At 60.5% G+C, this 12,563-nt stretch carries 7 protein-coding genes; 2 read left to right on the plus strand and 5 right to left on the minus strand.

The annotated features are described in order from the left end of the window. Nucleotides 1-63 precede the first annotated feature (63 nt). Nucleotides 64-1,143, minus strand: a complete 1,080-nt coding sequence (locus KQ661_RS03810; protein WP_216679428.1) for a lysylphosphatidylglycerol synthase transmembrane domain-containing protein — start codon at nucleotides 1,141-1,143, stop codon at nucleotides 64-66. Nucleotides 1,144-1,284: 141 nt separating this feature from the next. Further along, nucleotides 1,285-4,233, minus strand: coding sequence for a TonB-dependent receptor domain-containing protein (locus tag KQ661_RS03815; RefSeq protein ID WP_216685695.1), 2,949 nt, complete (start codon nucleotides 4,231-4,233; stop codon nucleotides 1,285-1,287). Between the two features lie 313 nt (nucleotides 4,234-4,546). Here KQ661_RS03815 and dxs point away from each other — a divergent pair, with 313 nt between their 5' ends. Further along, nucleotides 4,547-6,493, plus strand: a complete 1,947-nt coding sequence (gene dxs / locus KQ661_RS03820; RefSeq protein ID WP_216685696.1) for a 1-deoxy-D-xylulose-5-phosphate synthase — start codon at nucleotides 4,547-4,549, stop codon at nucleotides 6,491-6,493. 54 nt (nucleotides 6,494-6,547) lie between these two features. Here dxs and KQ661_RS03825 read toward each other — a convergent pair whose 3' ends face one another. From KQ661_RS03825 to KQ661_RS03835, 3 genes are all read right to left on the minus strand, one after another. Then, nucleotides 6,548-6,823: a hypothetical protein gene (locus KQ661_RS03825; protein WP_216685697.1), complete on the minus strand. Its 276-nt coding sequence runs from the start codon at nucleotides 6,821-6,823 to the stop codon at nucleotides 6,548-6,550. Nucleotides 6,824-7,117: 294 nt separating this feature from the next. Then, nucleotides 7,118-8,329 carry an AAA family ATPase gene (locus KQ661_RS03830; protein ID WP_216685698.1) on the minus strand — a complete coding sequence of 404 codons (1,212 nt, stop codon included), beginning with the start codon at nucleotides 8,327-8,329 and terminating at the stop codon, nucleotides 7,118-7,120. A 96-nt stretch (nucleotides 8,330-8,425) separates the two neighbouring features. Then, nucleotides 8,426-11,248, minus strand: coding sequence for a bifunctional transaldolase/phosoglucose isomerase (locus KQ661_RS03835; RefSeq protein WP_216685699.1), 2,823 nt, complete (start codon nucleotides 11,246-11,248; stop codon nucleotides 8,426-8,428). A 260-nt stretch (nucleotides 11,249-11,508) separates the two neighbouring features. On the opposite strand from KQ661_RS03835, the gene KQ661_RS03840 reads away from it, so the two are divergent. Further along, the gene (locus KQ661_RS03840) at nucleotides 11,509-12,528 is read left to right on the plus strand and encodes a LacI family DNA-binding transcriptional regulator (protein WP_216685700.1); all 1,020 of its coding nucleotides are present in this window, start codon (nucleotides 11,509-11,511) and stop codon (nucleotides 12,526-12,528) included. Nucleotides 12,529-12,563 lie beyond the last annotated feature (35 nt).

Here is a 12,563-nt window from a genome sequence, read left to right on the forward strand (position 1 = left end):
ATGACCGTTCGGGGACCTTTTGCGACTTTCTAAACAACTCCGATATGAGCTACAACGCTCGCGTTACTGCTGTGCCGGCCGCTTCGCAAATACCCGCCCCACCCAGCGCGGCAAAAACACGCTGCCCAGCACCAGATACAGGTAATACGTGACCACCCGATACAGCAGCACCATGAAGCTGGTGAGCGTGGCCGTACCGATAAACTTGCCGAAAAACGTGGGAAACGCGCCCTCCACAATGCCCGCCCCGCCCGGCGTGATGGCCAGCAGCAGCAGCACTTTGTAGGTGAGGTTGCGGGCGAAAATGAACAGGAACGTGTCCGTGTCCATCGGCACGAAGGCGGCGATGAGGCAGCCGATGACGAGGTAGCGGGCCGTCCAGACGAAGAAGGTGCTGCCCGCCGCCCGCCACCAGTAGATGGCCGGATTGCCGCGCAACTGGATGGACGCATCCATCATGCCCTGGCCGTGCTTGTAGGCCGAGCGCTGCCAGCGCCGCATCAGCCGGAACGAGAACAGCCGCACCAGCAGCCGCCGCACCGATTTCGGATTGACGAAAATGGCGTACAGCATCAGGCCCGCGTAGGCCGTAACGGCCACGTAGCTCACGACAAACGCCACGCGCAGCGTGGCGATAAAGGCGCCCTGCATGGCCTCGTGCGGGTAGAGCCCGGCCCCGGCGATGAGAACGACCAGCGGCACCATGATGACGTAGTACAGGTTGTCCATCAGGGCCGTAACCATGATGTAGGCCATGGACTTACCCAGCGGAATGCCTTCCTTGTTCAGAATGAACGAAGCCACCGCCGTGCCGCCCACCGCCGAGGGCAGCACGCAGGAGGCAAACTCCCAAATCATAATCACATCGAGGCTCTGGCGGTAGCTCAGCACCCGTTCGGTGATGTGCCGGATGCGGTAGATGTAGCCAAAATCGCGGCCCAGCAGTACCAGCAGCGTAACCAGCAGCCACGAGTAGCTGGCGTGGGCCAGGGGGGCCAAATCGCCGGGCTTGTAGCTGCGCCAGAACATGAACCCCACCACGCTCAGGCCAATCACGACGGGCAGAATGAGCCGCGAGGGCTGCAAGCGCTGCAAAAAATGCGCGTCGTCTTCGGGCAGGGGAGCGAGGGGTTTATCGGTCATCGAAGGAAATAAAGCAGCCGGGCAAAAGTAGGGAGTAGCCAGCCGACGACTGATTAAAAATGGATTAAGGAGATATGAAAAACGTCATGCTGCAACAAGCACAGCATGACGTTTTTCAGTATTAACCCTCTTAGCATTGTGCTAGGGCCGGCCGCCGGGGCTGCCGGCCGGTACGGTGCCGTTGGGCGTGCTGGTGCCGGGTGAGGGCGCATTGGCCGGCGCGTTGATGGGGTTGTTGGCCGGGGCCGGGGTTTGGCGATTGGTTGAGTCGGCGGGCTGGGCCGTGGTGGGGCGCAGGCCGGGGTAGCCGCCGGGGCGCTGGCCGGGCTGGGGACGGCTGGTGCTGTCGGTAGCGGGCTTGCCGGAAGTGCCGTCGGCGGGTGCGGTGCCGCGCTGCTGGCCGGGGTAGCCGCCGGGGCGGGCACCAGCGCCGGCCGGAGCCGCGCCAGGGTAGCCGCCGGGGCGGGCCGTGCCGGAGGGCGCGCCGGACGGGGCACCACCCGTTGGGCGAGCGCCACCACCACCGGATGCCCCGCCGCCGGGCGCGCCACCGCCGCCTATGTCACCGCCGCCTTCGCCGCCGCTTTTCAGGTCGTCGTTGTTGATGGTTTTGCCGCGGCGGGTGGGCGGGGCCACCGTCAGCTTGCCAATGCGGTAGCTCACGTTCACCTTAAAGCTCATGTTGTGCAGCACGTTGCGGCTGGCCTGGTCGATGAGGGGCGACACCACGGTGTTGCGAATGGTGATGCTGGGCGTGAAGAAGTTCTCGGCCCCGAAGCCGATGCTACCGCGCTTCTCGGCAAAGTCGCGCTTCACGCTGAGGCTGTATACGCCGAAGCCACTCTGGGTGCCCTGCAGCTGCACCTGGTTGCCGCGATAGAACACGAAGGCCTGCAGGCCCCACACCGGCGTGAAATTATAGGAGCCAAACACGCGGCCGCTCATCACAAAGCCTTCGTTGTAGGCGTTGAAATTGCGGTCGGGCACGTTGTTGGTGAGGGTGATATAATAGGCATCGATGCCCGCGTTGAGGCTTAGTTTGCCGTTGTTGATGTTGGCGAACAGGCTGCCGCCATAGGAGTTCTGCTGGCCAATATTAGCGTAGCTGGTTTGCACGGTATCGGCACCCCGCACCGTGCGCAGCGCCTCGATGGAGCCCGTGGTATTGCGCATGAACGTGCTGAAGTTCAGGTTCAGGCGCTTGTAGGCGGTGCTGTAGCCCAGCTCGTAGTTGTTGGTGTATTCGGGGGCCAGCTTGGGGTTGCCAAAGCTGATATTCTTGGGGTTCTGCGCGTTCACGTTGGGGTTCAGGAACTGCAGCGACGGGCGCTGAATGCGGCGGTTGTACGCCAGCTTCAGCACGTTGCCGTTCGAGAGCTTGCGCGAGAGGTTCACGCTGGGCACCAGCACGTCGTAGTTGGGAATACTAACGGGCGTGGCCGAATTCGCAAAATCGGCGCTGATGGCCGTGTACTCGTAGCGCAGGCCGGGCTTCAGGGTGAAGCCCTTGGGCAGGCCCAGGGTATAGGCCACGTAGCCGGCCGTCACGTTCTGGCGGTAGGTGAAAATGTTGTTGGTCGACAGCCCCACCGACGGCACCACCTCGCCGCTGGCCCCGAAAGACGTAGTGGTATAGTCCGAATTCACGCGCCGCAGAATGTTCTTCGCGCCCATTTCCAGAATCTGGGTTTTGCTGATGGGGTTCTGATAATCAAGCTGAACGGTGTATTCCTCGTTGTAGCTGGGGTTGTCGTTCACGATGCTGGCCGGACTGTTGGGCAGCGTCGTGTTCAGAATGGAGTTGGTGTAGCTGTTGGTGCGGTCGTTGCGGCTGAACAGCGTGAGCAGGCTGATTTCGTGCTGCGGTTTGGCGAAGCTGTGGGTATAGTTCAGGCTGGCGTCCACGGTGCCCGACAGGTCTTTCGAGTAGGTGTCGCGCAGGTCGGTGCCGGAGGGCGTGCCGGTGGCGAAGGCTCCTTTGTAGCTGGTGCGCAGCAGGCCATCCTGGTAGTTGCGGCCGCTGCGGGTGCCGTAGGCCACCGAGGCCTGCAGGGAGTTGAACTTGTCGATGTCGTAGTCCCAGCCCAGCGTGTAGCGCCCGAAAATCTGCTGCAGGCGGGTATTGGCCGATTGCAGGGTGGTGGTAGCCTTGTCGTCGGCAAGGCTGCGCGTCACTTGCGTGTTCGAGAACTCGCCCGGTACGTTGTACTGCGCCCGCCCGAAGCCGCCCAGCGAAAAGCCCATTTTGCCCGTGCGCAGGCCGCCGTTCAAACTCAGGTTGCTGCTACGAACGCCAACGCTGGCGTCGATGCCCAGCGTGGCCCCGCGCAGGTTGTTCTGCTTGGTAATGATATTGATGATGCCGCCCGAACCTTCGGCGTCGTACTTGGCCGAGGGCGAGGTGATGACCTCCACCGTCTTAATCTGGTCGGCCGGAATCTGCTTCAGCGCATCGGCAATGCTGTTGGCCGCTATAGTCGAAGGCTTGTTGTTAATGAGGACTCTGATGTTGCTGGAGCCGCGCAGGCTCACGTTGCCATCCAAATCCACGCTCAGTAGCGGCACACGCTTGAGCACGTCGGTGGCGTCGCCGCCCCGGGCGGTCTGGTCGTTTTCGGCGTTGTACACCGTGCGGTCCACCCGCTCCTCGATAATGGCCTTCTGGCCCGTTACCACTACTTCGCCCAGCTTCTGGGCCGAGGTGCCGAGTGCCACCGTGCCCAGGCTAATCACGCCGCCGGCGGGCACTACTACGCCGGGGCGGTCTTCATTTTTGTAGCCCAGGAAGCTGATTTGCACCGTGTAAGTGCCGGCCGGAATGCCGGCCAGCACAAATTTGCCGTCGTCGCCGGCCACGCCGCCGTTCACGGGTGCGCCGGCCGCGTCCAGCACCGCCACCGTGGCGTAGGAAATGGGCTTGCCGGTGGTGGCATCGGTCACGGTGCCGCTGATGCGGCCCGCTGCCGCGCGGGCCGGAGCCGCCGAAGCCGGGCGGGCACCCGTGGGCGGACCTTGCTGCGCGAACGACAAATGACTGATTGCCAGTAAGCCGGAGAGTAATAAGGCAGTAGCCGGTAAGGTTCGTTTCATACAATTCATAACGGCCAAAGTGCCGTAATTGGGGCCGGAGGTTGCATCCTGCCGGTACTTTTGTTGTTTGTGAGGCGAGCTGATTGGTCGCTGTATCGCTATTCAGCGCTTGCGCATTACGTAAAGGTCTTTGCTGCCAGTATGTTTCCCGCCGGAAACTAGATTACTAAACCTCAAACCCCGACCAAACCCCCAATTCCATCGCGCCCAACAACCGCACTTCGCGCCGCGTCGTACCTTTATGCCAGCCCGATAATCTTTTAGCGGGTCAGGCGGTTAACTCTCCGTCACCCATCCCACCACGCCTGCCCCGATGATAGTTGAACCCGGCCCGCTGCTAGCGGCGATTGACTCGCCCGACGACCTCAAAAAGCTCGCCCCCGAGCAGTTAGTCCAGCTCAGCACCGAGCTGCGCGACTTTATAATCGATTCCGTTAGTATTTACGGCGGCCATTTTGGGGCCTCGCTGGGCGTGGTTGAGTTGACCGTGGCGCTGCACTACGTCTTCAATACGCCGCACGACCAGCTGATTTGGGATGTAGGCCACCAGGCCTACGGCCACAAAATTCTCACCGGTCGCCGCGAAAACTTCCCGACTAACCGCCGCTATAAGGGCATGTCGGGCTTCCCTAAGCGCAGCGAAAGCCCGTATGATGCCTTCGGCGTGGGGCACAGCAGCACCAGCATCGGGGCGGCGCTGGGCATGGCCGTGGCCTCGGACTACAAGGGTGAGTTCGACCGCCAGCACATCGCCGTAATCGGCGACGGGGCCATGACGGCGGGTATGAGCTTCGAGGCCATGAACCAGGCCGGCGTGCTCAACAATAACATGATTGTCGTGCTGAACGACAACTGCATGAGCATCGACCCCAACGTGGGCGCGCTCAAGGAGTACCTTACCGACATCACCACCTCCCGCACCTATAACAAGGTGCGCGACGAGCTCTGGAACGTGCTGGGCAAGCTCTCCAAATTCGGTCCCAACCCCCAGCAGATTGCCCGCAAAGTAGAGGCCGCCATGAAGGCGACCCTCATGAAGCAGAGCAACCTGTTTGAGGCGCTGAAATTCCGCTATTTCGGCCCCGTCGACGGCCACGACGTGCAGCACCTCGTCACCATCCTCAACGACCTGAAATCCATTCCCGGCCCCAAACTCCTGCACTGCGTGACGGTGAAGGGAAAGGGCTACGCGCTGGCCGAAAAAGACCAGACGCTATGGCACGCCCCAGGCCTGTTCGATAAAATCACGGGCGAGATTTACAAAAAGGTGCCCACTGCACCCCAGCCGCCCAAGTACCAGGACGTGTTTGGCCACACGCTGGTGGAACTGGCCGAGGCCAACGACAAAATCATGGGCGTGACACCGGCCATGCCCTCGGGCTCGTCGCTGAACATTATGATGGCCGCCATGCCCACCCGCGCCTTCGACGTGGGCATTGCCGAGCAGCACGCCGTCACGTTTTCGGCCGGCCTGGCTACGCAGGGGCTGATTCCGTTCTGCAACATCTACTCCTCGTTCATGCAGCGGGGCTACGACCAGGTGGTGCACGACGTGGCCCTACAAAACCTGCACGTCGTGTTCTGCCTCGACCGCGCCGGCTTTGCCGGGGCCGACGGCCCCACCCACCACGGCTGCTACGACCTGGCCTTCATGCGCTGCATCCCCAACATCGTGGTGTCGGCCCCAATGAACGAGCAGGAGCTGCGCAACCTGATGTACACCGCCACCCTACCCGAAAACGCCGGCCCCTTCAGCATCCGCTACCCGCGCGGCGAGGGTGTGATGCCCGCGTGGCGCACACCGCTGCAGCGCGTGGCCATCGGCACGGGCCGCGTGGTGCGCGAAGGCGAAGAGGGCGGCGTGGCCATCCTCAGCATCGGCCACATCGGCAACTACGCCGTGAAAGCCACCGAGGCGCTGGCCGCCGAAGGCTTCTCGGTGGGTCACTACGACATGCGCTTCTGCAAGCCATTGGATGAGGAAATGCTGCGCGACGTGGCCCGCCGCTACCGCGCCATCGTGACTGTGGAGGACGGCTGCCTGCCCGGCGGCTTCGGCTCGGCCGTACTCGAATTCCTGGCCGACCACGGCTTCCAGCTGCCCGTCGTCCGCCTCGGCATCCCCGACCGCGTGGTGGAGCACGGCACCCAGGATGAACTCTACAAGGAGTGCGGCTTCGATGCCGCCGGCATTGCCCAGGCCGTGCGTGAGCTGGGGGCAAAAGTGACTGCTGACTCACTGGCGACTGTGTTGCAGTAGCTGAGTTTTTGAGACAAGGAGAAGCCCCCGTAGCTAGTGCTGCGGGGGCTTCTCCTATGATAAGGTGAGGGAATTGTTGATAACCAAACGTAGCCGAATGGGAATACCTTCAAACCTTTCCCGAAAAGATGCGCTAAGCTTTAAAAAATCTGCTCCCGGATAGGGTATTTGTTGTGTTCTACCAACACAGGCACAAGCAATAACCAAAGCGCCGACAGGAATTGCGCCGCGTTCAATAAATGCTTTGATGCTGGCTTCCAACTGCCGCATGCAGTCACTGGCCCGAGCGTAGCGCTCGTTGCCAGCGGAAGTGGCCTCTGTATCGGTCATTTTAAACTCAACGAAATAGGCTTGGTCGTTGGTAAGAAGGGCGCAGTCGCAACGGGCCGAATCGCCGGAAGTGTAGAGGCACTTGTCAATCTTTACCAAGTGCACCAAGCGTCCGGCTTGGTTTATTACCTGCAAATCGAAGCGCGAGCGAGCCGGGGGTAAGTAGTGGAAACAAGGGTCCTCGCTGGGACTGGGCGGGTCTTGGATAAAGAATTCAGTATGAGTCAGGGCTTCCTGGCAAGCGTTACCGCGCATGAGGTCGCGGAAGGCCTCGCGTACTCCGTTTATCATCGCCTAGAACCCGCTGTTGATATCGAGTAGCTGGTCGAACTGGTCAGCCTGAATGCCGGAAACCGTGTCCAGCCCATTCTGCGAAATCAGCTTGGTTTCGGCATCAACTAGCGAATGAATTCCGTTTTCTCCCTCCGGACCATTCACATAATAAGCCGCGAACTCGTCCGGGTTTATCCAGTATTCCTCTGGGATAATGGCTTTTACCTTGGCGCGTTTTTCCTCGCTTTTGTTGCCCACTTGGTAAGCATAGAGCAACAAGTTGAGATGCGAGAGAATGTAGGGGCTGTGCGTGGTAATCGTCAAGTCGTTTTCGCCCTTGGTGCATTTTTCCACTAGCCAGTTCAGCAGCCCTTGCTGGGCCGTGGGGTATAGGTTCAGCTCCGGTTCTTCTATGATGAAGCTGTGAGAATCAATGTATTTTGATAAGTCCTCTACTACTAGCATTAATGGCAAAGTAGATTGGATTCCGCTCGCGCTTTCAGCTAATTCGATAAAATGTTTCTTGCCAATATTTAGTAAGTTTTTACCGTTTGAATAGGTGTAATGCATATTGAATACAGGTACAATAAACTCATTGTGATTCTTTCTGGCAATTTCAAACAACCCTAGAAAATTTTCCAAGGAATTAGGTATAGCAACTTTTGCTCTGCGCAAGCTGTATCCTGCTCCTTCAATCGCAGAAGCAAAAACACGTTCAGATGGAATATAAGTTGGGTAAGTAAAGAATTCGCTGATTATCTCTGCAAATCGAAGGTTCGTTTTGGCTGATTCTTCAGCGATAGATGCGCCAAATTCTTCTAGAAAAAGAATATTACTCAAAGGGCTGAAAATACTGGTCCCTCCATTGTGAAAATCATCTAGTTCTTTAAGTGCACGGGTTAATTCACTATCAAGCTTAGTGTGTTTGGTTTTATCAATTGCAAATGACTTCCCTTTTATAGTGTAGCGGGATAGACTGGATTCCCAAATCATTTCACTCTTACTACTACGGAAGCCGAGTATTGCATAATCATTCAAAAGCGACTCAAACAAAGTGTAACGAGCTTTTGGCTGTAAACCAAACAAGAAGTCCCTTTCTCGAAAAATCGCCGCCAGCTTCGCTAGCGTGCTTTTCCCGCCGCCCGTGGGCCCAATGAAAACCGTCACGCGCTTGAAGTCCACGGTGGCGTCTTTGATGGGGCCGAAATTCTTGACAACTAGCTGCTCGTTCATGGGATTTTCAACAAAGGGACGGGCCCAAAAGTAACACGCGGCGGCCCCCGTTGCCGGGAACCGCCGCGTGGCAGTGTGCAGCCGAAGCTACGGGGGTTACTTCAACTCCAGCGCGGCCAGCATGGTCTTCAGGCCGGCCTCGGCATCGGAGCCCAGGTTCACGCGCAGGGTGCGGCGGCCGTTGTCGAGCAGGGCCTGCAGGTCGCCGAGGGCCTGGGCATTCTTGAAGGTGCCGAAGGTGTAGGAGCGGCCGGGCAGGGCTAGGTCCTGCGGGTTGTCATCGGTGAACTGGATGAACAGGCCGGTGTTGGGGCCGCCCTTGTGGTACTGGCCGGTGCTGTGCAGGAAGCGCGGGCCGTAGCCCGAGGTAGTGGCAATGTGCAAAGCATTCTGCACACGCTGGCGCAGCTCCAGCAGGCTGGCGCTCACGGCGGGCGTTTCGGTCAGGTAGGCCTGCAGGCACATGAAATCGCCGGGCTTGGCTTGCGCGAAGAAGGCTTTCAGCACGCCGGCGGCACCTTCGCCGTGGGCGGCGGTGTAGTAGTCTACGCCGTTTTCGCTGGCGGCGGGCTTGTCGCCTTCAGGCAGCTGGCCGGTGGCTTCCACGGCCTTCATCAGCTTGTCGGTGGCCGTTTTGGCGGCCTGCACGTTGGGCTGGTCGAAGGGGTTGATTTGGAACACGGCACTGGCCACGGCCGTGGCCACTTCCCAGCGGTAGAACTCCTGGCCGAGGTCGAAAGCGTCCTTCATCAAGAGCGTGATGACGGGGTGGCCGGCAGCAGCCAGAGCCTCCAGCTTGGCGGTGTTGGCCTCGTCGCGCTGGCCCTTGTAGCCCACGTATACAAACACGCGGTCCTGGCCGTAGATGGCGGGCTCGCCCAGGGGCTCGCCGGCCACGGGCAGGATGCCCTTGCCTTCCTTGCCGGTGCTTTCGGCGATGAGCTGCTCCAGCCACAGACCGAGGTCGTGCAGGGCATCGGGCACTACGATGGTAAGTTTATCGCGGCCCTGCTGGGCCAGCACGCCCAGGGCAGTGCCGAATTCCAGGCCGGGGTTTTTGTCGGTAGCACCGTAGGCTCCGCAGGCGCGCATCATTAAAATGGCGCGCTCCAGAATCTCACCAATCGGCAGGCCGTAGAGGGCCGCTGGCACCAGGCCGAAGTAGGTGAGGGCCGAGAAGCGGCCGCCCACCTCGGGGAAGTTGAGGAAGATGTGGCGGTAGTTGGCGGCCGTGGCATCGGTCACAAACTTGGAGCCGGGGTCGGTGATGGCCACGAAGTTTTCGCCGGCCTTATCGCCTTTCAACTCCTTCACTTTGGCGTAGAAATAGTCGCCGAAGGCCAGCGGCTCGGCCGTAGTGCCGGACTTGCTGGCCACGATAAACAGGGTATCGGCCAGCGGAATCGAGGCTTCGATGGCGCGCACCGCGCCGGGGTCGGTGGTGTCGAGTACCGACATCGGCAGGCCATTTTCGCCTTTTTCAAAAGCCGACTTGAATACGATGGGGGCCATGGTGCTGCCGCCCATGCCCATCACCACGACGTGCTTGAAGCCGGCGGCCTGCACCGAATGCACGAACTGCTCAATTTCGGTCACGCGGCCCACCATGGTTTCGGCCACGCGCAGCCAGCCCATGTAGCTGCGGATGCTGTGCTGGCCGGCTTCGTCGGCCGTCCACAGGTCGGCCTTTTTGTCCCAGAAGCCGGTTACGAAATCATTGGCCTTGAATTTGGCAATCTGGGCATCGATGTCAGCCTGGTATTTCCCCAGCTCCATTTTGGAGTCGTCTACCTGGTCTTCCACGGCTAGGGCGCGCTTCTTTTCGATGGACTGCATGAGCTTGGCGAAGGGCTCCTTGAATTTGGTCGCGCCGTCTTCTTCGAGGTGCTGGGTCAGCGCTTCGAGGTCGAGGCCGAGTTCCGGCAGGCTGCTTAGCGTCTGGCGGGCCTGGTCGAGGTTGTCTTCGATGGTCACGGCTACTTTGCCTTCTTTGCCGAAAAGGTCCAGCGTTTCCACTGGCACGGTGTTCACGGTGTGCGGGCCGATGAGGCCGTCCACGTAGCGCAGGTTATCGTATTTGGGGTTTTTGTTGCCGGTGCTGGCCCACAGCAGGCGCTGCGTGGGGGCACCCTTGGCGGCCAGGTCCTCCCAGCGTGGGCCCGAGAAAATCTCCTTGTAAATCTGGTAAGCTTGTTTGGCGCTGGCCAGGGCCACTTCGCCCACGAGGCTTTCGGCCAGCTTGCCTTTCTCGCCGCCTTCAGCCGCGATTTTCTCCAGCATGGGGTCAATCAGCACGTCGATGCGGCTCAGAAAGAAGCTGGCCACCGAGTCGATGCGGGCCAGCTGCTTGCCGGCTTTGGCGCGGTCTTCGAGGCCGGCGATGAAGGCTTCAGCCACCAGCCGGTAGCGCTCCAGGCCGAAAATCAGGGTCACGTTCACGTTCACGCCTTCCGAAATGAGGCGGCGGATGGCGGGCAGGCCCTCCAGCGTGGCCGGCACTTTTATCATCACGTTGGGGCGGTCCACGGCTTTCCACAGGGCCAGGGCCTCAGCGATGGTGCCTTCGGTGTCGTTCACCAGCTCGGGCGATACTTCGAGGCTCACGTAGCCGTCAGAGCCGTGGTCGGGGCCGTCGTAGAGGGGGCGGAACAGGTCGGTGGCCGCCTGCACGTCGGACACGGCCAGGTTGGTATAGATTTCGTCGGTGGTTTTGCCCTGCAAAGCCAGCGCCTTGATGGCCGAATCGTAGTCGGCGGTATCACCGATGGCCTTGGCGAAGATGGCCGGGTTGGAGGTCACGCCGCGCAGGGCTTCGTCGCTGATGCGGTGCTGGAGCTTGCCGTCGATGATGATGGGGCGGCTGATAAAGTCCAGCCACAGGCTTTGGTCGAACTGGCGGATGTCAACGAGAGGGTTCATAGAGTCGCAATTGGTTCAGAGGGGCCAAAGGTCCGGAAAGACGGGCGTTGTTGTACCGTTTCGGCCGGTGTAATTGGGGGATTGACGATAAAAAGTTACGTCCTTATACGGCGGGCGGACGGGTTTGCACCAGGCCGTCAGGCAATCGTTGCGGCACTTCTGCTAGCTTTACGCACTGCATTGCTATTTATCGCATCATTAAAATGGCTGGACGCCGCCCTTCTGCCAAACCATCTGACGCAGGCCACAGCTCGGTTTCCATGGCCGATTTGGCCCGGGAGCTGGGCGTGTCGATGACCACGATTTCGCGGGCGCTGAGTGACCATCATAGTATTGGGCCGGCCACCAAGCAGGCCGTGCTTAAGCTGGCCAAAAAGCTGAACTACCAGCCCAACCGCATGGCCTCGTCGCTGCGCAAGGGCACCAGTACGCTGCTCGGCGTGATTGTGCCCCACATCGAGGGGCGCTTCTTTGCCTCGGTGGTGCACGGCATCGAAACGGTGGCCAGCAAGGCCGGCTATAGCGTTATCATCTGCCAGTCGAGTGAAGACGTGGCCCAGGAGCGCAAGAACCTCGAAACGCTGCTCAGCGCGCAGGTGGCGGGTATTCTGGTGTCGGTTTCGCGCACCACGCTCGATTTGCGGCATTTTGATAAAGTGCTCAGGCGCGGGGTGCCGCTGGTGTTCTTCGACCGCCTGCTGGAGGGAGAAAACGTGAATGCCGTGGTGCTCAACGACCAGGATGGCGCCCTCCAGGCCACCCGCCACCTGCTGGAGCAGGGCTGCCGCCGCGTAGCGCACCTGGCCGGCCCGCAGCACATCAATATTTACCGCAACCGCCGCCAAGGCTACCTCAACGCCCTGCAAAGCCACGGCCTTGCCGCAGATGAAAGCCTGATTATCGACTGCGACATGACGCTGGAAGGCGGCCGGGCGTGCATGCAGACGCTCCTGGCCCTGCCCACCCCCCCGGATGCCGTGTTTGCGGCCGGCGACTCGGCCATTCTCGGCGCCCTCCAGGTGCTGAAAAGTCGGGGCCTGCGCGTGCCGCAGGATGTGGCCCTGGCCGGCTTCAGCAACGAGGACCTGACCATGGTGGCCGAGCCTAACCTCACCTCCGTGGACCAGCGCTGCGAGGAAATGGGCCAGGCGGCTTTTCGCCTCTTCACCGATTTGGTAGCGGCCGACGGCACGGCGTTTTCGCAGCGGCAGGTGGTGTTGCAGCCGCAGCTGTTCGTGCGGGAGTCGTCGGTGCGGCAGGCAGAACAGGGTGCAAAATAAATTGTAGAGGCGAAAAGGCCGGAACGTTACTTTTG

Source organism: Hymenobacter siberiensis (assembly GCF_018967845.1).
Lineage (GTDB): Bacteria > Bacteroidota > Bacteroidia > Cytophagales > Hymenobacteraceae > Hymenobacter > Hymenobacter siberiensis.

Excerpts from the sequence above, each read along its gene's own strand:
- KQ661_RS03810 (WP_216679428.1), bottom strand. The coding sequence starts at position 1,143 with ATGACCGATAAACCCCTCGCTCCCCTGCCCGAAGACGACGCGCATTTT.
- KQ661_RS03815 (WP_216685695.1), bottom strand. The coding sequence starts at position 4,233 with ATGAAACGAACCTTACCGGCTACTGCCTTATTACTCTCCGGCTTACTG.
- dxs (WP_216685696.1), top strand. The coding sequence starts at position 4,547 with ATGATAGTTGAACCCGGCCCGCTGCTAGCGGCGATTGACTCGCCCGAC.
- KQ661_RS03825 (WP_216685697.1), bottom strand. The coding sequence starts at position 6,823 with ATGACCGATACAGAGGCCACTTCCGCTGGCAACGAGCGCTACGCTCGG.
- KQ661_RS03830 (WP_216685698.1), bottom strand. The coding sequence starts at position 8,329 with ATGAACGAGCAGCTAGTTGTCAAGAATTTCGGCCCCATCAAAGACGCC.
- KQ661_RS03835 (WP_216685699.1), bottom strand. The coding sequence starts at position 11,248 with ATGAACCCTCTCGTTGACATCCGCCAGTTCGACCAAAGCCTGTGGCTG.
- KQ661_RS03840 (WP_216685700.1), top strand. The coding sequence starts at position 11,509 with ATGGCCGATTTGGCCCGGGAGCTGGGCGTGTCGATGACCACGATTTCG.